The 23,289-nt window shown below is 41.6% G+C and carries 21 protein-coding genes; 19 read left to right on the top strand and 2 right to left on the bottom strand.

Translation table 11 applies throughout. The features are described 5' to 3' along the window. Positions 1-13: 13 nt before the first annotated feature. Positions 14-2,590, top strand: a complete 2,577-nt coding sequence (locus HED61_RS15025) for a sensor histidine kinase (RefSeq protein WP_219645138.1) — start codon at positions 14-16, stop codon at positions 2,588-2,590. 15 nt (positions 2,591-2,605) lie between these two features. Beyond that, positions 2,606-3,292, top strand: a complete 687-nt coding sequence (locus HED61_RS15020) for a response regulator transcription factor (RefSeq protein WP_021150372.1) — start codon at positions 2,606-2,608, stop codon at positions 3,290-3,292. Between the two features lie 261 nt (positions 3,293-3,553). Here the strand turns inward: HED61_RS15020 and HED61_RS15015 are convergent, their stop codons facing one another. Continuing rightward, a complete protein-coding gene (locus tag HED61_RS15015; protein ID WP_003125570.1) occupies positions 3,554-4,402 on the bottom strand; it encodes a MurR/RpiR family transcriptional regulator in 849 nt (282 codons plus the stop codon). 151 nt (positions 4,403-4,553) lie between these two features. Here HED61_RS15015 and gnd point away from each other — a divergent pair, with 151 nt between their 5' ends. The 15 genes from gnd (at position 4,554) to HED61_RS14940 (ending at position 18,518) form a co-directional block, all read left to right on the top strand. Beyond that, a complete protein-coding gene (gene gnd / locus HED61_RS15010) occupies positions 4,554-5,456 on the top strand; it encodes a phosphogluconate dehydrogenase (NAD(+)-dependent, decarboxylating) (RefSeq protein ID WP_103300212.1) in 903 nt (300 codons plus the stop codon). A 16-nt stretch (positions 5,457-5,472) separates the two neighbouring features. Beyond that, positions 5,473-6,477, top strand: coding sequence for a D-isomer specific 2-hydroxyacid dehydrogenase family protein (locus HED61_RS15005; protein WP_103300213.1), 1,005 nt, complete (start codon positions 5,473-5,475; stop codon positions 6,475-6,477). A 12-nt stretch (positions 6,478-6,489) separates the two neighbouring features. After that, positions 6,490-7,593, top strand: a complete 1,104-nt coding sequence (locus HED61_RS15000) for an iron-containing alcohol dehydrogenase family protein (RefSeq protein ID WP_156231863.1) — start codon at positions 6,490-6,492, stop codon at positions 7,591-7,593. A gap of 11 nt (positions 7,594-7,604) precedes the next feature. Next, positions 7,605-8,435, top strand: coding sequence for a PTS mannose/fructose/sorbose/N-acetylgalactosamine transporter subunit IIC (locus HED61_RS14995; RefSeq protein ID WP_003125578.1), 831 nt, complete (start codon positions 7,605-7,607; stop codon positions 8,433-8,435). Positions 8,436-8,456: 21 nt separating this feature from the next. Then, positions 8,457-9,314, top strand: a complete 858-nt coding sequence (locus tag HED61_RS14990; RefSeq protein ID WP_003125580.1) for a PTS system mannose/fructose/sorbose family transporter subunit IID — start codon at positions 8,457-8,459, stop codon at positions 9,312-9,314. Positions 9,315-9,332: 18 nt separating this feature from the next. Then, positions 9,333-9,839: a PTS system mannose/fructose/N-acetylgalactosamine-transporter subunit IIB gene (locus HED61_RS14985; RefSeq protein ID WP_138371155.1), complete on the top strand. Its 507-nt coding sequence runs from the start codon at positions 9,333-9,335 to the stop codon at positions 9,837-9,839. Between the two features lie 123 nt (positions 9,840-9,962). After that, positions 9,963-10,835: a hypothetical protein gene (locus HED61_RS14980; RefSeq protein ID WP_165483323.1), complete on the top strand. Its 873-nt coding sequence runs from the start codon at positions 9,963-9,965 to the stop codon at positions 10,833-10,835. 46 nt (positions 10,836-10,881) lie between these two features. Then, positions 10,882-11,337 carry a PTS sugar transporter subunit IIA gene (locus HED61_RS14975; RefSeq protein WP_003125583.1) on the top strand — a complete coding sequence of 152 codons (456 nt, stop codon included), beginning with the start codon at positions 10,882-10,884 and terminating at the stop codon, positions 11,335-11,337. A 15-nt stretch (positions 11,338-11,352) separates the two neighbouring features. Then, complete coding sequence (gene uxuA, locus HED61_RS14970; protein WP_219645139.1) at positions 11,353-12,447, top strand: mannonate dehydratase; 1,095 nt, start codon at positions 11,353-11,355, stop codon at positions 12,445-12,447. Position 12,448: 1 nt separating this feature from the next. Further along, positions 12,449-13,081: a bifunctional 4-hydroxy-2-oxoglutarate aldolase/2-dehydro-3-deoxy-phosphogluconate aldolase gene (locus HED61_RS14965; protein ID WP_156231867.1), complete on the top strand. Its 633-nt coding sequence runs from the start codon at positions 12,449-12,451 to the stop codon at positions 13,079-13,081. Positions 13,082-13,155: 74 nt separating this feature from the next. Further along, complete coding sequence (locus tag HED61_RS14960) at positions 13,156-13,872, top strand: HAD family hydrolase (RefSeq protein WP_081131951.1); 717 nt, start codon at positions 13,156-13,158, stop codon at positions 13,870-13,872. A 317-nt stretch (positions 13,873-14,189) separates the two neighbouring features. Continuing rightward, positions 14,190-15,173 (top strand): LacI family DNA-binding transcriptional regulator, encoded by a 984-nt coding sequence (locus tag HED61_RS14955; RefSeq protein ID WP_005470526.1) that lies wholly within the window; start codon positions 14,190-14,192, stop codon positions 15,171-15,173. Continuing rightward, entirely contained in the window at positions 15,170-16,564 is a 1,395-nt protein-coding gene (locus tag HED61_RS14950; protein WP_195971570.1) for a glycoside hydrolase family 1 protein, read from the top strand. The genes HED61_RS14955 and HED61_RS14950 overlap by 4 nt, the downstream gene beginning before the upstream one ends. A gap of 230 nt (positions 16,565-16,794) precedes the next feature. Continuing rightward, complete coding sequence (locus HED61_RS14945; protein ID WP_003125590.1) at positions 16,795-17,598, top strand: AraC family transcriptional regulator; 804 nt, start codon at positions 16,795-16,797, stop codon at positions 17,596-17,598. Then, on the top strand, positions 17,595-18,518 hold the full coding sequence (locus HED61_RS14940) for a DMT family transporter (RefSeq protein WP_003125591.1): 924 nt from the start codon (positions 17,595-17,597) through the stop codon (positions 18,516-18,518). The genes HED61_RS14945 and HED61_RS14940 overlap by 4 nt, the downstream gene beginning before the upstream one ends. A 424-nt stretch (positions 18,519-18,942) precedes the next feature. On the opposite strand, the gene HED61_RS14935 is transcribed toward HED61_RS14940, so the two are convergent. Then, positions 18,943-20,109, bottom strand: coding sequence for an ROK family transcriptional regulator (locus tag HED61_RS14935; RefSeq protein ID WP_003125592.1), 1,167 nt, complete (start codon positions 20,107-20,109; stop codon positions 18,943-18,945). Between the two features lie 250 nt (positions 20,110-20,359). Here HED61_RS14935 and xylB point away from each other — a divergent pair, with 250 nt between their 5' ends. Continuing rightward, positions 20,360-21,856: a xylulokinase gene (gene xylB, locus HED61_RS14930; protein WP_219645140.1), complete on the top strand. Its 1,497-nt coding sequence runs from the start codon at positions 20,360-20,362 to the stop codon at positions 21,854-21,856. A 96-nt stretch (positions 21,857-21,952) separates the two neighbouring features. Beyond that, positions 21,953-23,260, top strand: a complete 1,308-nt coding sequence (xylA, locus tag HED61_RS14925) for a xylose isomerase (protein WP_003125594.1) — start codon at positions 21,953-21,955, stop codon at positions 23,258-23,260. Positions 23,261-23,289 lie beyond the last annotated feature (29 nt).

Here is a 23,289-nt window from a genome sequence, read left to right as displayed (position 1 = left end):
GGGAGAGGCAAACATGGATAGACCAACATCAGTAGATACATTGAAAGCAGAAAATCGAAAAAAAGGCCGGCTGCGGGTGTACTTTGGCTTTGCTGCAGGAGTAGGAAAAACTTACGCCATGCTTTTAGAAGCACAGGAACTAAAAGCCCTCGGCAAAGATGTGGTGATAGGTTACATCGAACCCCATGATCGTCCAGATACCAATAGTCTGCTGGCTGGTTTGCCGCAGATTCCGTTGAAAGAAATCCAATACAAAGGGATCACGTTGACTGAACCAGATATCGATGCGATCATTCAGCAGCAGCCTGCGATTGTCTTAATCGATGAGTTGGCCCATACGAACGCTGAAGGATCAAGAAATCGCAAGAGGTATCAAGACATTGAAGAACTTTTAAATGCCGGTATTGATGTGCATACGACGGTCAATGTCCAACACATTGAAAGCTTGAATGATATTGTAGAAGAAGTAACTGGGATCGAAGTCAAAGAGACGGTCCCAGATACATTCTTCCAACAAGCAACATTGAAAGTGATCGATGTCGAGCCAGATGAGCTGATCGATCGGTTGGCACAAGGAAAAATCTATGCCAACGAAAATGCCAAGCGAGCGTTGCAGAATTTTTTTATTCCCAAAAAACTGGAACAACTGCGGGGATTGGCGATTCAGCGGGCTTCTGACCACATCAATCGAATCAGTGGCCGAACCAATGGAATCCAGAGCAAACTGATCACGATTGTCCAGGATGCATTCCCTAAAATGGCAGAAAAAAGTATTCGTTGGACAGCGCGATTAGCGCAAGGCCTAGGTGCTGAATGGACTGTGCTTTACATACGTTCGGAAGAAAAAAATGAAGCAACGACATTAGCCGAAAAGTTAGGCGCGGAAGTCGTTGTCATTGAAGAAGACAATTATTTTGAAACAATCATCGAATATGCCAAGCTGGTGGGAGCCACCGATATCATCATGGGTAAAAACCTGGCCAAGCCATGGTATGAGAAACTGTTTGTGGAAGAACTTGATGTGCGGCTACTGAAACGGTTGCCTGACACTGAGATTCATTTGATTCCTTACAAAGAGGAGCGTGCTTCTATTTTTTCTCTTTCCAAGAAAGTCATTGAAGGAGGGGGAAAGGATCTAGCGATTGCCCTGATCAGTGTTTTCTTAGCGACACTGACGACTGAAGTGATGCAGTATTTGCATTTTGGTGATCAGAATTTGATGCTCGTCTACATTTTTTTTATTCTACTTGTGGCGCGTCTAACTTCAGGCTATTTCTGGAGCGCTCTTTCTTCGATCCTGAGCGTCCTAGCCTTCAACTGGTTCTTCGTTGAACCACTGTACTCCTTGACCGTCTATAAACAAGGTTATCCGATTACGTTAGTCATCATGCTGCTTGTCGCACTAATGATCAGTAATCTAATGGTTCGTTTAAAAAAACAAGCTGTTCATTCAATGGAAAAAGAACAGCAGATGGAAATACTTTATGAGTTGAACAAGCAATTTGTTCTAGCAGAAGACCGGCAGCAGATTTTTGATTTGTCAGCCACCTATCTGGCCCGCTTGTTAGATCGCGAAGTGATTTTGTATGATGCACAAGCGCAAAAACAAAGCCAATATGGAGCAAAAAAACAATCCGCATTGAGTCATCCGGAAGAAGCGGCTGTTGCTTATTGGTCTGCCAAAAATCAGAAAGAGTCTGGCTATGGGACCGATACATTAAGTGGTGCAAAGGGATTTTATTTACCGATTATTGCCAACAGCAAAACAATGGCCGTTTTAGGAATTCGCAGAAGCCGTAATTTTCCACTTGAGAACAGCCAACTAAATTATCTGCGCTTAGTGTTGACCCAGTTAGCTGTGATTTTAGAACAAACAGAATTGAAGGATGAAAAAGAAAAAATTGAATTAGAAAATGAACGAGAAAAAGTTCGCAGCAATTTGTTGCGGGCCATTTCTCATGATTTACGGACACCTTTAACGGCAATTTCAGGAATTGCGGAAACGCTCTTACAAACTAATAACTCTTTAAAGGAAGCGACTCGCAGCAAGTTATTGAGAGACATCCAAAGTGAGTCCCAATGGCTGATCCGCATGGTGGAGAATTTGCTTTCGATCACTCGTATCAACATGGACACGATGCAAGTCAAGAAAACCCCAGAACCAATCGAAGAGATCATTGGCGCAGTCTATGAACATGCCAAAAAAGTCTATCCGGAAAAAGAGTTGATCGTTCAGTTGCCGGAATCGGTCCTGTTCGTAGAAGTAGATCCGATTTTGATGGAACAAGCGATTTTTAATTTAGTAGAAAATGCCTTTCGACATGGTTCAGACTCGGAAAAAGTCTACTTGTCTGTATTTCAAGAAGGAGCAAAAACGGTATGTGAAATAAAAAATACCGGGGAAATATCGATGAAGCAGTTTGAACGGATCCAATCAAATCTGTCTTCAGACAATGAAGTGCCGGTAGACTCAAAAAATGGTCTCGGCATCGGCCTGAGTATCGTCAAAACCATTGTTCATGCCCATCATGGCAAGTTGGAGATGGCCGTAGCAGATGGTCAAACGGTCGTACGCATTTATTTGAATTAACTGGAGGTGGGCATCATGGGAAGAACTGTCTTGCTGATTGAAGACGATCCGACGATCGCCGATTTTATGGAAGTCGTTTTAGAAAAAGAAAGGTATCATATTCGAGTAGCAGAGACTGGAATGGCTGCTCTGACGATTTTTCAGGAACAATCCTTTGATTTGATTTTACTTGACCTAGGACTACCCGATATTGACGGCATGGAGTTATTGAAAATCATTCGCAAACGGATGGCGGTGCCATTGATCGTGATTTCAGCTCGCAGCAATGAAAGCGAGAAAGTCAAAGCGTTGGATCTTGGTGCGGATGATTATGTGACCAAGCCATTTGGTATGAATGAATTGCTTGCAAGGATCCGCACAGCATTCAGGCATCGGAAGCAAGAGCCAATGCCGCTAGTCATCAAGAATGGTGAATTAACACTTGATACTGAAAGGCAGCTTTTGACTAAGGCCGGAACAGAGATCCATTTAACCAAAAATGAGTACCGAATTTTAACTGTTTTGTTCCAACATCTAGGCAAAGTCGTAACGTACCAAACGTTGGCGACAGAAGTTTGGGGACCTTATGGCACTGATCCGCAAGTATTGCGGGTCAATATGTCAAATATACGAAAAAAGATCGAGACCAATACCATCAGTCCCGAATACTTGATCACTGAGATCGGTCTCGGTTATCGCTTAAGGGATCATCGCGACTTGTGAGGATTTTTAACAAGAGAAAGCAGACTGTTTTTCTATGAGGAAAGACAGTCTGCTTTTTTCTATTATCATGGACTAAAAATCGAACACGCTTATGCTTAGACGGTATCAGAACTTTAATCGTTAGCTTTGGTTTTTATTTAGACTAGCCATCAATCCTCTGAAGTCCAAAGAAAGGAGAGCAGAGGAAATTACTTTTTCATAACCCATTAGTACATGATTGAAAGGTTTTAAAGATTAGGCTGCTACGCTATTTAAAGAAGGCTATTCTTTGATTTTAGAAATCGTACGTCGAACTTTCGCAATGGAGTCTTGGGATTTGTTGCGGTTGATAAACATCAAAATCACATAGAGCGAATCGATGATACTTAGTTGAGAGATTCTGGAAGCAAGAGCTTCTGAACGAAATTCGATCTCTTCGGAAACAGAAATAAATACGACATCCCCTAATTTGGCTAGCGGAGATGCTGCGTGACTGGTAATAACGATAACTTTGGCGCCGCAATCTTTGGCGACTTGCGCAAGTTCAATCGTTTCTTTCGATTTACCCGTATGAGAAATCAACAGGGCACAATCTTCTGGGGTCAGTAACGCTGCTTCCATCAACTGAATGTGATAATCCGCACTGTGAACGACAGAAATCGGTGAGCGCAAGAATTTATGGTATGCATCAGCTGCAACGATTTCAGAACCGCCTACGCCAAAAAAGAACAATCGCTTGGCACTGTCGATCATTTGGACGGCTTGTTTCAAATCTTCTTCTTGCAGTAGTTTTCGCGTATCGGTCAATGTGGTGAGGTTGGAATCAAAGACTTTGCGCGCCATGGTCAGCTCGTTATCTGATTGCTGAATATTTTCGTGGAAAGAGATGGCGGATAAATCATTTTCTTGCATCAACATGGCCATCTTAAAGTCTTTAAAACCGTTGTAACCAAGTTTTTTTGTAAATTGAAAAAATGTCGAATCCGCCATTCCTAGCTCATTTGCTAAATCACTAATGGAACTATGGCTAACCTTACTGGGGTTTTCGAGTATGTAATCGGCGATTGCTTGTTCTTTGGGGCTTAAGTCTTTATAGAGGGTCTTGATTTTTAAGCGAATCGATATAGTCATAGTGTTTTTCTCCTTTTTCAATACATTCCGAAGCCTTCATTTTTAAAGTACAACGATTTCCAAAGAAATGCAAATAAAAAATATTTTTTATTATTTATATTTACAAAAAAATATTTTTTTGTATAATGAAGATAGAAATGGAGGCGCTATCATGGAGATTGGTATTATCGGTCTTGGCAAAATGGGCTTGAACTTAGCAAGCAATTTAAAAGATCATGGCTATCGAACGAAAGGGCTGGATCTTTCAGAACAAGCACGACTTGCTGCACGAAGGGAGGGAATAGAAACATATGAGACTATCAGCCAAATGGTCGCTTCATTTACTGGCAAACGAGTCATCTGGCTGATGCTGCCAGCAGGGGAAATCACAGAATCGGTACTAAAAGACTTGCTGCCACTTGTTTTACCAGAGGATATCGTGATAGAAGGTGGAAATTCAAATTATAAAGATTCGATTCGACGAGGGAAACAATTTGCAGACAAAGAGGTTGCCTATTTGGATTGCGGCACTTCAGGAGGAATCTCCGGTGCGCGCAAGAATGCTTGTCTGATGGTCGGCGGCGACTTAAATGCCTTTCATTCGATCGAACAAGTATTCAAAGATGTTGCTATTGAAGGCGGATATCTTTATGCAGGCGCATCAGGAAGCGGTCATTTCTTGAAGATGATCCACAACGGGATCGAATATGGCATGATGCAGGCAATCGGTGAAGGGTTCCAACTGATTGAGCAGAGTGAGTATGCTTTTGATTTAGCAGCAGTAGCCCATGTCTGGAACCATGGATCGGTAATCCGCAGCTGGCTGATGGAGATTGCCGAAGCACAATTTTCCAACAGCCCCCACTTAGAAGAATATCGGGGTATCGTTGCTGCTTCAGGAGAAGCCAAATGGACGGTGGAAACAGCACTGGAAATGGACGTTGCCGTTCCAACGATTGCATTAAGTCTTTTCATGAGAAATTTATCACAAGAACAAGACAGCTTCTCAGCAAAAGTGGTGTCTGCACTGCGAAATGGATTTGGCGGACACGAAATCGTAACAAAAACGGAATAAAGGAAGGAGACTTAGGATGCTTGAGTATAAGATTGCGATAGTCAACTCTAGTAGTTTTGGCAAAATATTTCCTCAACATATCCAGAGGCTCGAAAAAATCGGCACAGTGACTCATTTTGATGTGGAAAGTGACATTTCCGGGAAGGAATTGGCGCAACGTTTACAAGGTTATAATCTGATCATCGCCAGTGTGACGCCTCACTTTACAGAGGAATTTTTTGAACACAAAGATGAGCTATTATTGATCACTCGTCATGGTATTGGCTACAACAATATCGATCTAGCAGCTGCACGTAACCATCAAACGATCGTTTCGATCATCCCAGCATTGGTGGAACGAGATGCGGTGGCAGAAAATAATGTGACGAATCTGTTGGCGCTTTTGCGGTGTACCGTAGAGTCATCTGTGAAAGTTCGGCAAGATCAATGGGAGTCACGAGCCAAATTCGTCGGGCGAGCATTGTTCAATAAAACAGTAGGTGTCATAGGTGTAGGCAACACAGGAAGTTGTGTCGTGGAGATTTTGCGCAATGGGTTTCGCTGTGAGGTATTAGCCTATGATCCCTATCAATCAGCACTCCACATACAAAGTTATGGCGGGAAGAAAGTTGAGTTAGATGAGTTACTGACTCGTTCAGACATCATTTGTCTGTGTGCCAATTTGACAGAAGAAAATTATCATATGATTTCAACCAAAGAAATTGAAAAAATGAAAGACCAAGTATATTTGTCAAATAGTGCTCGCGGAGCACTTTTAGATGAACAAGCAATTGTAAACGGTTTAAAATCCGGGAAGATCGCTGGCTTAGCGACAGATGTTTTAGAAGAAGAACCGGGGCGCAAGGATCACCCATACCTGGCATTTGATAACGTAATCATGACACCTCATACGTCTGCTTACACAATGGAGTGTCTCGAACAGATGGGAGAAAAATGTGTGACGGACATCGAACAGATCATTCAAGGGCAATTACCAGAACGAGCTGTTCAAGATCAAAGCGATTTTCTTGTTTTCTCATAAGGAGGGAAGGAAATGTTAACTGATTTAAAAGTAAAAGTTGGTCCTCAGTTTTATCGTTACCATGAAGGTGCATTCGCCCATATTCCAGAGCTGCTGCAAGAATATCAAGCCAAACGATTATTAATCGTTCATGGCTCGATTTCATGGCAAAAAGCGCAACCCAAATTGACTTTTATCAACGAGGCGCCCCAGGATGTTTTTTATCATCAGTATACTGGGGAATGCAGTTACTACGGTGCAAATTTGATCAAAGATCAAGTAGAAGCACATCACATTGACTTTATCATCGGTGTCGGCGGCGGAAAATTGACCGATTTGGTCGGATACGCAGCCCATCTGACCAATACGCCATTTGGTGTCGTGCCAACCTTAGCAAGTAATTGTGCACCATGGACACCGTTAGCTGTGATGTATAAAGAAAACGGCGAATCTGAAGGAAAGTCAGAGCACTTCTTGCGGCAGGCAGCTTTTTTGATTACAGATCCGACACTAGTGATTGATGCGCCAGTTTCCTACTTTATTGCTGGACTAGCAGATACCTTAGCAAAGTGGTATGAATCAGAAACAATTTTGGCGCAACCACAGCTTCAACATGAGCCTTTTCTACAATTGGCTGGCTACACAGCCAAACTATGCGAGAACGCGATTGTATCTCAGTCAAAACAAGCAATCCAGGATATGGAAGAGCAAAAGGTAACAGAAGAATTCATTCACTTGTCAGAGATTGTGTTTGCAGTTGCCGGTTTAGTTGGTGGATTGGGTGACAAATACGCCCGCAATGCGGCAGCCCATGCGATGCATGACGCAATCAGCAAATATCTGCCAGCAAGTCATCAGTTTTTGCATGGTGAAAAAGTTGCTTACGGCATTTTTTATCAATTAGCGATTGAAGAAAGATGGACGGTCATTGATCAGTTATTGCCGTTTTATCGAGAATTGCAGTTGCCAATGTCCCTGCATCAAATGGGGATCTATCCAGAAGACCCGCAAGTGATCGATCAGTTGGTGGCATTTGTTGATTCAAAAGAGAAAGTTCATCTGATTCCGGTTTCTATAACGAAAGAACGGCTGAAAAAAGCACTTTTAGATTTAGAAAACTATATCGAGCAGGTTTAGGAGGAGGAAAAATGGAAACTTTAAGTATTACACAGAGTTTACTGATTGCTTTATGGGTTGCGGCAGTCATGTCTAGATGGCTTGGTGGTGGGGCAACACTAACCCTTCGTTTCTCGCCATTGATGACTGGGTTGGTTGTTGGGATCGTGATGGGGGATGTAGCGCAAGCGATGATCGTTACTGCTGCACTACAGATGATTTATATGGGGGTATTCTCTCCCGGCGGCTCAATGCCAGCTGAACCATCGATTGCTGCGGCTATTGCTGTACCGGTAGCATTATTAGGTAATCTGAAGCCCGAAGCGGCGATCGCAGTTGCTGTCCCAGTGGGACTTTTAGGCAGTTATTTGTATCAGTTCCGGTTCTTTATCAATACATTTTTAGGGAAGTATACGGATAAAGCAGTGGAAGACATGAATACAAAAGCAATTACTCGTTCGATCATTTTGTATCCAACGTTGGCCTCATTTATTTTATTTGTACCGCTTGTTTTCATCGCGCTTTATCTGGGTGCACCACTGATCGCCGATGTCATCAATGCCCTTGAAGGGACGGTCGTCATCCATATTCTGGAGGTAGTAGGTGGTGGCTTGGCAGCGATCGGGATTGCAACGACTGTTTATGTCATTGGTCGGAAAGATTACATGGTTTTCTTTTTCCTTGCCTATTTTATGAGTGTCGTACTGAAATCATTGGAAATCACTATGGTTACTTACGCAATCTTTGGTGTTCTGATCGCATTGATCTTTGTACAATCACAAAAAGGAAAATTAGCTCCAGCTGCTGAAACGAATACGTCCAATGCGTCCTTTGATGAGGACGATTACGATGATGGATTCTAAGAAACAAGGAGGAAGGAAAAAATGACAGAATCAGTGAAAGCAACACAGATCGCTCCAGAGGAGATCACAAAAAAAGATGTCACGAAAGCATATCTTCGCTGGCACTTTGCCAACGAGATCCCTCATTCATTTGAACGCTATCTGGCACCGTCACTTTTATACGCAATGATGCCGATTTTACGAAAATTATATAAGAACGAAGACGCCCTCAAGGCTGCCTATAAGCGGCAACTGCTCTTTTTCAACACGCAATTGAGCTGGGGGGGCGGCGTGATCACAGGCCTGATGTCTTCTATGGAACAGCAGCGGGCAGAAGAAGAACATGAAAACAAAGAAGTTCTGATGCAAGATGATTTGATGTATAACACAAAAGCAGGGTTGATGGGTGCTTTAGCAGGGATCGGTGATGCGATCGATTCTGGAACAGTACAGTATATCTTTATTGCGATCGCTGTCCCATGGGCCCAGCAGGGAAGTCCGCTAGGTGCATTGTTCCCATTTGTCTGTTTCGCTTTATACCAAGCATTTTTAGGTGTATTTTTTGCTCGACAAGCTTTTGCAATGGGACGAAACGCGACCGGATTGATGCAAAGCACCGGTGTTCAGACAGCAATCGAAACGTTGTCTGTTCTCGGGTTGTTTATGATGGGGGTCTTAGCTGGAAACTATGTCAATGTTTCTTCTTCGCTGAAATTTGATATTTCAGGACGAGAATTTATCATTCAAGATATTCTTGACCAGATTGTTCCAGGTATCTTGCCATTGGCTGTTGTAATGGGTGTTTATTGGTTCTATACGAAAAAAGGCTTAAAAGTTACGCAAGCACTGCTCTGGCTGACTTTGATCTTGATCATTCTAGCCGGCGTAGGGATTTTATAGAAAAGGAAGTGGAAAACAATGGGTGTAGTAAATTTAGCACGTGTGGATGAACGGTTGATTCATGGGCAAGTCATGATGACGTTGTCTCAAAAAAGCGGGGTCAACTCTATCTTCGTCGTTGATGAAGTGGTTGCTAAGGATAAATTCATGCGAGATCTATACAAAAATGCCGGCAGTCGCACAGGACAAAAAACGATTGTCGTGACACCAGAAAAAGCAAAATTTTATTGGGATGAATATGCGTTTAAAGAGTACAACTGCATCCTGATCGCAAAAACCATCAGTGTGATTTATGATCTGGTCACCCATGGTGTGCCAATGAAAGAGTTGAACATTGGCGGGATCGCACAGAAAGATCCAGAAAAAGATCTGTTAGTTACAAAATCCGTCTACTTGAATAAAGCAGATGCCGCAAGATTAAAGGAAATGAATGAACACTATGGAGTCGAAAACATCTATTTCCAAGCAACACCTTCTGCTCCTAAATCCTCTTTAAAAGAGGTCTTGAAACAATTCGAATTATAACTGCCAAATACAGCAACTGAGCTAGTTCCATCAATAACAAAAAAGCAACGGTCATTTGATGGTTGCTAGCTCAAAGGCTGTTGAAAACGTGCTGGATCCTTCGAAAAATGGGAGATGAAAAAGATGCAGAAAGACCGTTTCAATGATTGGCTGTTTCGTTACCGCTATATTTATCGTTCTCGCTTAAGTGACCGCAGCAAAAAAAGATTCCTAAATGCTTTAGTGACAGATATCTCACAAATAAGAAAAGATATTCGCGTAATCGAATATGATTTGAAACATAAAGCAGCTTCGAGAAATGTTTACATCGGAGATATTGCTCAAGCAGATCGAATCATTTGTACGTATTATGATACACCGCCGCAACATTTTGGCGCTTATCATTTTTTTGATCGAAAGGCGCAAGGTCGTCAAACAATGAATTTTATTCTTGTCAGCTCATTCATAACGATTGGGATCGGCGCAGTAGCGACATGGTTCTATAGTCAATTCGCTGCTGACGGTTTTGTACTTTTTTCTTGGCAAACATTTTTCTTAGTTCTGGCATTTGGTTCGTACTTTCTTTTATTGGGAAAAGTGGTAAAAGGGGCGGTCTTCCAGAAAAACTTAACGAGAAATACTTCTTCGGTTTTGGCATTATTGGCTTTAATCAGTGAAAATGAACGACAAAACACTGCGTTTGCGTTCTTGGATGAAGGAAGCTATGGCGAACGAGGATTAGAAGTTTTGCGAGACTCAGCCAAACGCAAGGCTACGATTTATTATCTGGATTCTGTTGGTGCCAAAGCACCTCTACATGTAGTAGGAACAGAGTTTGATCGCAAACAATTAGCACGGCTCGGAATCCTTCAAGAAGAAGGAATCCATGCAACAATCAATTATGTGATCAGCGGAAATAAGGAATCAACAGAGGGATATTATCTGCCTAAACAATTATTAAGGCAAAAAGACATCAATATGGAAAATGTAAACAAGACGATTGCCTTGTTACAGTAAACGTTTTGCATGGAAATCCATGCAGGGAGACAAAGGAGGAATGACAATGTTGGGAATCGTACTTGCTACTCATGGCACATTAAGCGATGGACTGAAAGATGCGGCAACAGTCATCATGGGAGCAGTCGAAAATATAGCGACAGTCAATTTGTATCAAGGAGATGATGTTCAAGCACTGGGAGAAAAAATCAGTACCGCGGTACATCAAGTCAATCAACAAGAAGGGGTGCTGATCTTAGTAGACTTACTGAGCGCTAGCCCTTACAACCAGTCAGTTTTGACGATCAATCAGTTAGAAAAAGAGCTGCAAGAAGAAGTTTACGTTATTGGCGGTACCAACTTGCCGATGGTATTAGAAGCAATCAATCATCAATTACTGCAAACACCAATTGCATCAGCGGCACAAGCAGTGATCGATCAAGGAGAAGATAGTGTTGCTTTTTGGCATATCTCGAATGAGACGCCAGCTGCTGGCGATGAGGATGACGATGATGATTTTTAAGAAAGGATGTTGACTATGAAATGGGGCTTTAGATGGTATGGCGAAGGAGACTCGATTCCTTTGCAAAATGTCCGTCAAATACCTGGCATCAATGGGGTCATCGGCACCTTGTTAAACAAACTGCCAGGAGATATTTGGGAAATTGCCGAAATTGAGGAATTAAAACAATCAATCGAAAAAGAAGAACTGACATTACTAGGAATCGAAAGTGTGGCGATCCATGACGCGATCAAGGCAGGAACAGAAGAACGGGATCACTACATCGATCATTACATTCAGACGATCAAAAATCTTTCTGCTTGTGGCATACATCTGATTTGTTATAGTTTTAAGCCGATTTTTGGTTGGGCAAAAACCAATCTTTTTTATGAAAATGAGGATGGCAGTTTCTCATTGCTGTATGACCAAGCAGTGGTTGATGGGATGGAACCTAGCGAAATGTACACATTGATCCACAGCCAATCAAAAGGATTCAAGCTGCCTGGTTGGGAAGAAGAACGGTTAAAGAAATTCAATCAGCTGATGAAGACTTATGACGGAGTGACAGAAGAGGTTCTTTTCGATAACTTGGCTTATTTTCTGAAACGAATTATTCCTGTTTGCGAAGAAATGAATGTTAAAATGGCCATCCATCCGGATGATCCGCCTTGGGAGATCTTCGGCTTGCCGCGAATCACCAAAAACTTGTCTGACTTGAAAAAAATATTGTCTATTGTTGACTCTCCTTATAATGGATTGACGCTATGCACTGGTTCGTTAGGCGCCGATCCGAAAAATGAACTAGTGTCGATCATCCATGAGGTTGGCGACCGAATTAATTTTGTACATTTCCGAAACGTTCTCTTTATGGGAGACCGCAAATTCAAAGAGTCTGCACACTTGTCTACAGAAGGTTCACTAGATATGTATGCCATTATGAAAGCCTTGGTGGATGTAGGATTTACTGGAGTGATTCGTCCAGATCATGGGCGAACGATCTGGGGGGAAGTAGCAATGCCAGGATATGGTCTGTATGATCGAGCTTTGGGGGTTAGTTACTTGCAAGGACTGCATGAAGCGGTTGTCAAATCGCAAATGTCTGCAGAAATTGATCAGAAAGCGGGGGAATAGAATGGCAAACGTCGAATCATTGACCGAACATTTAGCGGCTACGAAAGTTTTACCGCTTTATACCGCCACAGACATGTCGTTGCTAGATCCACTAGAAGAATTATTGATTAAACATGATATTCGTTTGATTGAAGTGACTTTCCGCAGCGAACTGGCGTTAAAAGCAATCGAACACTTAGCACGCTCAGGGAAGTTGCTCGTGGGAGCCGGCACGGTGAGAACATTTGAAGAAGCCCAACAAGCGGTAGCAAAGGGGGCCCAGTTTATTGTCTCTCCAGCTATTGTTCCAGAAGTTATCGATCACTGTCTAAAGAATCAGATTCCGATTTTTCCAGGAACAGCGACACCAAATGATATTCAGAAAGCCGTATCGTTTGGGATCAAAACTGTGAAATTTTTTCCAGCAGATATTTATGGCGGGTTACAAGCAATCAAAGCGTTAAGCGGTCCCTTCTATGATGTTCGATTTTTGCCAACTGGCGGAATCTCTAAGGACAATTGCCAAGACTACCTTGCTCATCCGCAAGTAATCGCAGTTGGGGGTTCTTTCATCCTTTCAGAAGAGCTGGTCAGAGATTATGAGCAAGGGGATGCACATTTAGCATCCTTAAAAGCAATCCTTGAATCGACCTGAGTATCAAAACGAAGAGCGGTGCGATCTAATGCTAGACGCATGGCTCTTTTTTAAAATAAAGTAGGAGAAAGCGAATGAACACAATCCAACTAGTAATTTTTGACATGGATGGCTTAATGTTCGAAACAGGACGACTTGCCTACCGTGCCTATCTAAAATCTGCTGAAGAACACGATTTTGAATTGATCCACGATGTCTATTATTATTTGACCGGGAAAAGAGAAGCCGAGATTCGTCAAGGAATGAAAGAGTTGTACGGCGATGTCCCTGTCGACCAATGGCGGGATTCGATGAACCGATACAAAGAAGCCATTTTAGCCGAAGAAAAAAGAGTCTACAAAAAGCCAGGTTTGCTCGATTTACTAAAGGAGCTGAAGCAGCACACCTGCCAAATCGCATTAGCCTCCTCTTCTTCCCGAGAAAAAATCGCCACCTATTTTGAGCTAGAAAAGATGCCGTCTATCTTTGATATCATCGTAGCTGGCGATCAAGTCAAGCAAGGAAAGCCCGATCCGGAAATTTTTTTGACGGCTTGTCGTCAGGCAAAGGTTCTCCCAAAAGATGCCTTAGTCTTAGAAGACTCGTTTGCCGGGATAGCTGCTGCTGAAAAAGCGGGCATCTCAGCGTTTATGGTCGAAGATGATTTGACAGACTTACCGACAAGAAAAGGAAGATACCCATTGAGCAAACAACCAATCATCGACAAAGAGGCGCTCTTTCAAGGTGTTCGGCGTTTTACTGATTTAACCGAAGTCAAAGACTTTTTACTAGCCAATCAATTACTTGGATAAGCGGGACATTGTTTGGTTTAATCTAGATGAATGGTTCTATTCAGCTCTTGAAGCGTATTAGCAGCCATTCATCTTTTACATTTTTAGCGTAATTATATGTAAAGGGAAAATGAATACGTATCCAAAAAAGATTGCAATTTTGGAAAAACGTGCTATAGTTTAAAATTGAACCGGTTCAATTTTTTAACAAGCTGATGATTTTTATTAGATCGTGAAGGGGATCAACACTCGTTACCAAAAGCAAATCAATGAATCCAGCGATTCATAATCATTAGAAAATGGATCGTGAAAAATGGCATCAGAGAAAGGTGAGAAACATGGCTTCGATTCGAGATGTTGCGCAATTAGCAGGTGTTTCTGTAGGGACTGTTTCCCGATATTTGAATGGACATCAGCTGAAACAATTGAATAGAGAAAAGATTGCTGCTGCTATTGAGTCGCTTGACTACAAAGAGAATATTATTGCGAAGGGTTTAAAGAACAATCGTAGCTATTCATTTGGCTTATTGATGAATCGCATCTCCAGTCGTTTTGGCTCGGAAGTTGTTTCTGGTATCGAGAAAGTCGCGGAAGAAAATGGCTATAGTATTTTGCTGAGTGGTTTTACGAATAGCAAAGAGGACCATGACAAACTCGATTATTTATTGCAGCATGCTGTCGACGGATTGATTGTTTTCTTTTCTGATGAAAAAAAGTTTGATTTGTCGAAATGGCAGGACATTCAGATACCCATTGTCTTTTTGAATCATCCTGAAACACAAGGAATCGCCGATGTTCTCTTATTGAACGACCGTCAAAGTGTTTTTGACGTCATCAACCATTATTTAGCAGCTGGACATAAAAAAATCGGTTATCTTTCCGCCCCACAGTCGGATCACACTGCGAGAGAACGACTGTTTGGTGCGCAAGCTGCTATGGCAAACAATGAAGCAGAAATGAAAATCGTGGTGGGGGACTACACAAGACAAAGCGGTTATCGGGGAACTGAAGAATTAGTCGCATGGGGAGCGACTGCAATTTTTGTCAGTAACTACAACATGTCAGTGGGGGCTTTGGAATGTTTCAATCAAAAGGGACTGATTGTTGGAAAAGATATCGCCTTTGGTCACTATGATTATCTTTCTGAAGCAGAACAGAGTTTGTTGCCGCAAATAACTGTGAATCCGCCAGCAGAAAAAATGGGGGAGAAAGCCGCAGAACTTGTCTTAGAACGAATCAAAATGGGAAAAGCGGCCACTGAAAAACAAGTTGTCTTAATGGAAAATCAATTACTAGGATTACCGAAGGGAGCAGAAACATGAAGGTTCAATTTCCAGAAAATTTTTGGTGGGGTTCCGCAGCAAGCGGCCCACAGACAGAAGGTCGGGTAGCCGGGGACGGCAAAGGCGAGAATATTTTTGATTACTGGTATGCCAAAGAACCGGAAAAATTTTTTGATCAAGTAGGTCCAGACAAAGCATCGGAAGTCTATCTCAACTACAAAGAGGATGTCCAATTGATGGTTGAAACCGGCCATAACTCTTTTCGGACTTCGATTCAATGGAGCCGTTTGATTCCTGATGGAACGGGGGCAGTCAATCCTAAAGCTGTTTCTTTTTATAATGATTATTTTGATGAATTGATCAACAATGGGATCGAACCATTTGTCAATCTGTATCACTTTGATATGCCAATGGCATTACAAGAAAAAGGCGGCTGGCTCCAGCGAGAGACTGTGGAGGCATATGCCAGATATGCCAAGACATGTTTCGACTTGTTTGGGGATAAAGTCAAAAAATGGTTTACTCATAATGAACCGATCGTTCCTGTTGAGGCGGGCTATTTGTATCAATTGCATTATCCAGAAGAAAGTAACATGAAACATGCCATTCAAGTCGGATTTAATGAAGCATTGGCTTCCGCTTTGGCGATCAAGGCTTACCATGAAAGTGGGCAAACTGGTCAAATCGGCATCATACTGAATCTAACTCCAAGTTATCCAAGAGACAGTAATAATCCCGAAGATGTTCGAGCAGCAGAAATCGCGGATGCTTTTTTCAATCGTTCATTTCTTGATCCTGCGGTCAAAGGAATTTTCCCAGAAGAACTGGTGAAAATCGTGAAAGAATTAGACATGGTACCTGAGATGCAAGCGAGCGATCTCGACATCATCAAAAATAATACTGTCGATTTGTTGGGGGTCAACTATTATCAGCCACGGCGAATCAAAGCGAAAGAAACGCCTGTCGATCCTGCAGCAGAGCCAATGCCAGAAAATTATTTTGATGTGTATGATATGCCAGGCAAAAAAATGAATCCTTATCGTGGTTGGGAAATCTATGAAAAAGGCATTTACGATATCCTGATCAACCTGCGGGATAACTATGGCAACCTGCCGTGCTTTATCTCCGAAAATGGCATGGGGGTTGAAAATGAACGTCGTTTCTTAGGTGAAGATGGGATGATTCATGATGACTATCGGATTGAATTTGTCTCAGAGCATTTGAAATATGTTCATCAAGCAATTCAAGAAGGGGCAAATTGCCTAGGCTACCACATGTGGACCTGCATGGACAACTGGTCATGGACCAATGCTTACAAAAATCGATATGGCTTTATTTCTGTTGATTTAGACAATGACCGCAAACGGAGTATCAAGAAATCAGGATATTGGTTCAAGCAAGTCTCTGACAATAATGGCTTTGAGGGATGATTTTTCCGTGAGCGTGCGCCGATAAAATGTCTGGTAAATCCAAACTAGAAGAGCGAATCAAACAATTAAAGCAGATAGAGGAAAGGCGATCTTTCTTTTATCTGCTTTTTCGTTGGTTCATAAATAGGGTCTGGAAAGGTTAAATGTAGGATGATTCCGAGAAAAGCATGGAATATTTTACAAGAAATCGAAAGGTTCAATGCTAAAATAGATAGAAAAGGAGGAACAGTATGAAAAAGGTTCACTATGATGAAATAGTTGGCATTGAGGCTTATGCGTTAGAAAAGTATCAAAAGAGCTTTCCCCTCCATTTTCATGATTATTATGTAGTGGGTATTTTGTTAGCAGGAAGAAGAAAGCTGTATTGCGGAGAGACACAAATCCTCGAAAAAGGCGATCTGAATTTATTCAATCCCTATCAGCCTCATAGCTGCCAAAGTCTGGAGAACCAAGAAATTACCTACCACGCCCTCAACATTTCCAAGCAAGCAATGACACAAGTGGTAAAAGAAATTACCGGCAAAAAGGATCTGCCTTATTTTAGTCAAGTCATCCTGCGAAACAATAGCACAGGAGAACTAGTCGAAGAATTGTACCAAGCGATTCTTTCAAAGAAATCACCTCTATATCGAGAGGAATTGATGTATTTGCTTATTGAAAACTTACTTGCCTATACAGCAGAAGGTTATCAGAATGAACCCGTTGAAAATGTCCTGTTAGAAAATGTTTGCCATCATTTACAAAAAAATTATACAGAAGACATTCGTTTAGAGAATCTCGTTGCGTTGACGAATTTGAAAAAAAGTTCTTTCATTCATCAATTTACAAAAAACTATGGCATGACACCTTATCGGTATCTGTTATCGATCCGAATCGATGAAGCAAAGAAATTACTGGCAAAACAGCAGTCCTTATCAGAAGTGGCGTTGATGACGAATTTCTCCGATCAAAGTCATTTCTCCAATGTATTCAAAAGCTTTATTGGGCTGACACCAAAACAATATCAAAAAATGTATTTAAGGAGTACAGAATGAATCATTTATTTAAGAATCCCCATGTCACTGCCTTGATCACGGTTTTCTTCTGGTCAACGACTTTTATTGCCACAAAACTGCTGCTGATTGATTTTTCACCCACGGCGATATTATTTTTACGATTTATCATCGGACTAGTGGCGTTGAGTGTGTTATCCAAATTTAGCAGGATACACTATCACTTTCGTCAACATCTTTATTTGATGGCAGCAGGAATATCTGGCGTTTGTTTTTATTTCTTTTTAGAGAACATAGCTTTAAGTTATACAAGTACATCGAATGTTGCGGTGATTGTTTCCATTTCTCCACTCTTCATTGGCTTAGCCTCTGCTCTCATTTATCGAACGAAATTAAAGGGAACATTCTTTATTGGTTTTTTGCTTTCTTTTTGTGGTATTTTTCTGATCAGCTTTGCAGGGAATCTTTCGTTTCATCCCTTTGGCGACTTTTTAGCTATAGCAGCCGCCCTGATGTGGATGGTCTATTCACTGTTGGTCAAAAAGATCGCTAGTTGGGGACATTCCGTGATCGACACGACGAAAATGATCTTCCTATATGGCATTCTATTTATTATGCCGCTGTTCTTTTTGACGAAAAGTTCCCTTTCGTTAGATAAATTGCTTCAAACGGACAATCTGCTTTATCTGCTGTTTCTTGGACTGGGGGCTTCCGCGTTGTGCTTCGTTCTATGGAATTACACCGTCGAACAGCTAGGTGCTGTTATGGCTGGCCTCTATATTTATTTGGTTCCTGTGACGACATTATTTGCTTCTTTTCTTATCCTAGGAGAAGGGATCAGTTTAGTGAAACTACTAGGCGTGACGTTAACGCTATTCGGTCTTTTTGTATCAGAAGGAAAATCAAGCCTTCCAATAAGGGCAAGACTAAAAAAGACAAAACTAAAGAACCAAGATGAGTAATGATCAAAAGCAATGGGGAAAATTCAAGCAATTCTGACTTTATAGGTCTATTCCTTTTTTAGAAGGGGAAGAGACCTTTTGATTTTGAATAGGAGTAAATGATTGCAGTCGAAATATATCGTTGGCGGGATCACTGCAGGAGACATAAAAGGATAAGCCGCCGGGAGAAGGGATTGATGAGGGGTTTTCAATATTGTCTTGCTGGCACTGTATGATATAAGGACAAATAAAGAATGAGAACCAAAGTATCTGACAGGAGAACACGTATGAAATTGTGCAGGAGCACAGAGTACTCCTGCAGCGCAGCGACAGTCAGCTACCCAAACTTATGTCCCAGTCCATTTGTTGTGTTGCCACTTATTGAAGTTATACGGTGGCTAAATGAATGAGTGGATTTTCTGTATCAGAAAAAAATTTTTATGGATTAAAGGAAATCAATCGTTGGAAAGCGCAGATCTTCAATGTTTAAGAAGTTCTTGGCAATCAGAACATTACCACCGAACAGAGGTGCCTGTTCGCCCAAACGACTGTTTTTGATTTTCGTATTCTGAGTGAACTGACTGGTTAATTTTTGTTGCAGGTCTTTGGTCAATTGAGGGATTTTGCGATAGACAGAGCTGTTGATATAAACCTCTTCAGGATCGAAAAATGTAATGACATTATTTAAGCCGATACTCAAAAATTCGACATTTTGTTGTGCTAGTTCAAGCGCTGATTTCTCGCCAGAACGAATAGCCTTTGCAAAAATATCTGAATTGACAAGCTCTTTTTTTGTATAGTGACTGTAGGTATCGAATAAAACTTTATTAGAAGCGTATTGCTCTAAACACCCGCGATTTCCACAAGGACAAAGGTTTCCATGAGGGAACAATGTAGAATGACCCACTTCTCCAGCTGTTCCGTGAGTTCCTGTCTGTAAACGTCCATTTACAATGATGCCGACACCGATGCCGCTATGAATACTGACACTGAGCAGATTAGTTGAATCAGACGAAAAGCAATACTCTCCTAATGCAGTCAAATTTGCTTCATTTTCGATATAGACTGCGGTATGGTATTTCTGACTAAGAGGAGAGACCAAATCAATGTGTTCCAGATCATAATAGGGCGTAAAAGTGATGTTCTCCTGATTAACGATACCGTGGATCGCTAAACAAATACCAACCAATCCATGGGTAGTAGGAGGCATCTTGGGGGTAAATTCAGCCATTATCGAATCAATCGTGGTGAATACGTTGTCTTTTGTAATCAAGATATCTTGTTTTTCCAAAATGGCTATTCGTTGACCATTGATATAAGATAGCATGCCATTGACATAATTATAACCAATATCAAACGTAATCGCTAAGCTGCTTTGATGATTGAACTGAAGCTGGATAGGTTTGCGTCCGCCAATCGATGTGGAATCACCAATTCCTACTTCTTTGACAAAATCGGTTTCAATCAATTTTTTCATTATTTGCGAAACAGAGGCTTTGTTAAGATTCGTTAAGTTGGAAACTTCAGCTCTAGAAATATGTTCGTTATCAATGATGGTTTTCAGGACGGCAGCTTCATTCTGCTCTCGGATGCCCATTTTGTTAATAATCATAGTATCTCCTTCTTCGTCTATAGTAATGTTAGTTTACCGTGCAAATTAATAAAGTGCAAGTTTATCTGTAAAAGGAGATATTCCTCAGTTAGGTGCTTAAAAAAGTCTCAAATAACTGTTGAAAGCGCTTGACAAAAATGGATGGGTCGTTTACTATCCAATTAGTTAGTTTTTTAAGCAAATTAACCTAAAAGCAATATTTTGTAAACCATAACAAATAAGAATTTCATCAGTAGCAAAGGAGAAGAATATGGCTTATTTACTAGGACTGGATCTAGGAACGAGTTCTTTGAAAGGATTGGTTTTTGATCACTCAGGGAATCTGATTGACACTGCTAGTGCAGACTATCCATTGTCGTCCCCCCGACCTGGATTCAGTGAGCAAGATCCTAATCATTGGCGTCAAGCGGCTCATGCAGTCATTAAAGCGTTGATCGATAAAGTGCCTGAGTTGCGCAAAGAATTGATCGGCATCAGCTTTTCAGGACAAATGCACAGTTTAGTCTTGCTAGACGAACAAAACAAGGTCATTCGACCAGCAATTTTGTGGAACGATGTTCGGACGACGAAGCAATGTCAGCGAATCATGGAAGAGATGCCAGAGATTCTTTCAATCACAAAGAACATTGCACTAGAAGGATTCACATTACCTAAAATTTGTTGGGTTCAAGAACATGAGCCTGAGAACTGGCAGAAGGTCCAGCACTTGATGCTGCCGAAAGATTTCTTAGCATTGTGGCTATCAGGTACCTATTCAATGGATTATTCGGATGCAGCTGGGACATTACTACTGGACAGTGAGAAGAGCTGTTGGTCTGCAGAAATCCTCAACAAGTTTGCTATTCCAGAAGAAATCTTACCGACACTTTTTGAATCAGCAGCTGAAGTCGGGACACTGGTCCCTGATTTACAAACAGAATTTGGCTTTGAAAAAGAAGTCAAAATCTTTGCTGGCGGCGCCGATAACGCATGTGCCGCGCTAGGATCTGGGATTATTGACGAAGGCATTGGGATGGTATCGATCGGTACTAGCGGTGTATTCTTATCTTTTGAAGCGCAGAAGGTTGATTACCAAGGGAAATTGCATGTTTTCAATCATGCAGTGGCAAAAAAACAATACTCGATGGGTGTCACACTAGCTGCCGGTAACTCACTAAGTTGGTACCGAGATACATTCGCAGAAGGAGTAGACTTCTCCGAATTGCTAGCAGATATTGGGGAGGTTTCTCCCGGAGCAGATGGCCTGCTGTTCACCCCTTATATTGTTGGTGAACGAACTCCTTATACGGACAGCACTGTCAGAGGAAGCTTCATAGGGATCGATACCCATCACCGACGTCGGCATTTCAGCCGAGCGGTCTTGGAAGGCATCACTTTTTCTCTGAAAGACTCTCAACTGATCATGGAAGAAGAAGCAAAACGGAAATTTAGCAAAATCGTTTCTGTTGGTGGGGGTGCGAAAAACAAAGAGTGGCTTCAGATGCAGGCGGATATTTTTGCTGCAGAGATCACAACATTATCCACAGAGCAAGGTCCCGGCATGGGGGCCGCGATGTTAGCGGCAATCGGAAGCGGACTTTATCCTGACGAAGCGGCTTGTGTGAAGGCTTTTGTAAAGTATGGGTCAGTAATCCAGCCAATCGCAGAAAATGTAACGGAGTATCAACGGATCTATTCTGTTTATCATAAAGTGTATCAACAAACAGCACCTCTTTGTCGCGAATTGGCAGCATTGCAGTCAGAGTAATCAACGAAAGAATCGCCACTACTAAAGGTTTCATGTAACTTATTTTAGAAGTAAGTTAGTTTGTTATGTTAAAAAACTAAAAATGGAGGAACCAAAATGAATTATTTTCCAACGATTGATAAAATCAAGTATGAAGGTCCAGAAACGGCCAATATGTTTGCTTTTCGGCATTATGATGCAGAAGAAGTAGTCCTAGGCAAGAAAATGAAAGACCATTTACGGTTTGCGATTGCCTACTGGCATACTATGACACAAGATGGTTCAGATCCTTTCGGAGCACCGGTCAATCAGCGCACTTGGTTCGGTGAAACGGAAATGGAAACCGCGAAAAATCGAGTAGAAGCATTCTTTGAAATTTGCGAGAAGCTAGGCGCTGAATTCTTCTGTTTCCATGATGTTGATGTAGCACCTGCTGGTGAAACTTTAGAGGAGTTCTTCCAAAATTTAGATGTGATCACAGACCTGATCAAAGAAAAGATGGATCAAACAGGCATCAAATTGTTATGGAACACAGCCAATATGTTTTCTCACCCACGATTTAACAACGGTGCTGCTTCAACGAACAATGCAGAAGTCTATGCCTATGCAGCTGCCCAAGTCAAAAAAGGGTTAGATATCTCTAAAAAACTAGGCGGCGAAAACTACGTCTTTTGGGGTGGTCGTGAAGGGTACGAAACGTTATTGAACACAGATATGAAATTCGAACAAGACAATATTGCCCGCCTATTTAAAATGGCAATTGCTTATGGAGAAAAAATTGGTCACAAACCGCAATTTCTATTAGAACCTAAACCAAAAGAACCGTCGAAACATCAATATGACTTTGATGCCGCAACGACGATGGCCTTTATCCAACATTATGGCTTAGAAGGCGACTTCAAGTTGAATCTTGAAGCCAATCATGCAACTTTAGCTGGGCACACGTTTGAACATGAAATTGCTGTTGCTCGTAGCTATAATGCATTAGGATCTTTAGATGCTAACCAAGGAGATATGCTTCTAGGATGGGACACCGATGAATTTCCAACGAATGTTTTTGACTCAACGCTGGCATTATACGAAGTATTGGAAAATGGCGGTATCGCACCAGGCGGGATCAATTTTGACTCCAAAGTCCGTCGTTCATCTTTTGAAATGGAAGACTTGCTATTGGCACATATTGCTGGGATGGATACCTATGCACGAGCATTGAAAGCCGCAGCAAAAATCAAAGAAGATCGTTTCTTAGATGAATTGAAGGAAAAACGCTATGCCTCATTTAACGTAGGGATCGGCGCAAAGATCGTGGCAGATCAGGAGGATCTTGAAAGCTTAACGGATTACGCATTGGCACATGATCAAGTGGAGCTGGAATCTAGCCACATTGAATACGTGAAATCTCGTTTGAATGATTACTTGATTTAATGAAATAGGCTGTGACATAAGCCGAAACA

Origin of the sequence: Enterococcus gallinarum, assembly GCF_021496385.1 — a bacterium.
Taxonomy (GTDB): Bacteria; Bacillota; Bacilli; order Lactobacillales; family Enterococcaceae; genus Enterococcus_D; species Enterococcus_D gallinarum.
The sequence above is the reverse complement of the archived record's forward strand: the minus strand, read 5'-3'. Positions and strand labels throughout refer to the sequence as shown.

Bases quoted from the DNA above. Each gene is read 5' to 3' on its own strand.
- uxuA (WP_219645139.1), top strand. From the start codon at position 11,353: ATGAAATGGGGCTTTAGATGGTATGGCGAAGGAGACTCGATTCCTTTG.
- HED61_RS14965 (WP_156231867.1), top strand. From the start codon at position 12,449: ATGGCAAACGTCGAATCATTGACCGAACATTTAGCGGCTACGAAAGTT.
- xylA (WP_003125594.1), top strand. From the start codon at position 21,953: ATGAATTATTTTCCAACGATTGATAAAATCAAGTATGAAGGTCCAGAA.
- gnd (WP_103300212.1), top strand. From the start codon at position 4,554: ATGGAGATTGGTATTATCGGTCTTGGCAAAATGGGCTTGAACTTAGCA.
- HED61_RS15020 (WP_021150372.1), top strand. From the start codon at position 2,606: ATGGGAAGAACTGTCTTGCTGATTGAAGACGATCCGACGATCGCCGAT.
- HED61_RS14950 (WP_195971570.1), top strand. From the start codon at position 15,170: ATGAAGGTTCAATTTCCAGAAAATTTTTGGTGGGGTTCCGCAGCAAGC.
- xylB (WP_219645140.1), top strand. From the start codon at position 20,360: ATGGCTTATTTACTAGGACTGGATCTAGGAACGAGTTCTTTGAAAGGA.
- HED61_RS14940 (WP_003125591.1), top strand. From the start codon at position 17,595: ATGAATCATTTATTTAAGAATCCCCATGTCACTGCCTTGATCACGGTT.
- HED61_RS14955 (WP_005470526.1), top strand. From the start codon at position 14,190: ATGGCTTCGATTCGAGATGTTGCGCAATTAGCAGGTGTTTCTGTAGGG.
- HED61_RS14935 (WP_003125592.1), bottom strand. From the start codon at position 20,109: ATGATTATTAACAAAATGGGCATCCGAGAGCAGAATGAAGCTGCCGTC.
- HED61_RS14975 (WP_003125583.1), top strand. From the start codon at position 10,882: ATGTTGGGAATCGTACTTGCTACTCATGGCACATTAAGCGATGGACTG.
- HED61_RS14995 (WP_003125578.1), top strand. From the start codon at position 7,605: ATGGAAACTTTAAGTATTACACAGAGTTTACTGATTGCTTTATGGGTT.
- HED61_RS14945 (WP_003125590.1), top strand. From the start codon at position 16,795: ATGAAAAAGGTTCACTATGATGAAATAGTTGGCATTGAGGCTTATGCG.
- HED61_RS15025 (WP_219645138.1), top strand. From the start codon at position 14: ATGGATAGACCAACATCAGTAGATACATTGAAAGCAGAAAATCGAAAA.
- HED61_RS15015 (WP_003125570.1), bottom strand. From the start codon at position 4,402: ATGACTATATCGATTCGCTTAAAAATCAAGACCCTCTATAAAGACTTA.
- HED61_RS14990 (WP_003125580.1), top strand. From the start codon at position 8,457: ATGACAGAATCAGTGAAAGCAACACAGATCGCTCCAGAGGAGATCACA.
- HED61_RS15005 (WP_103300213.1), top strand. From the start codon at position 5,473: ATGCTTGAGTATAAGATTGCGATAGTCAACTCTAGTAGTTTTGGCAAA.
- HED61_RS14980 (WP_165483323.1), top strand. From the start codon at position 9,963: ATGCAGAAAGACCGTTTCAATGATTGGCTGTTTCGTTACCGCTATATT.
- HED61_RS14985 (WP_138371155.1), top strand. From the start codon at position 9,333: ATGGGTGTAGTAAATTTAGCACGTGTGGATGAACGGTTGATTCATGGG.
- HED61_RS15000 (WP_156231863.1), top strand. From the start codon at position 6,490: ATGTTAACTGATTTAAAAGTAAAAGTTGGTCCTCAGTTTTATCGTTAC.
- HED61_RS14960 (WP_081131951.1), top strand. From the start codon at position 13,156: ATGAACACAATCCAACTAGTAATTTTTGACATGGATGGCTTAATGTTC.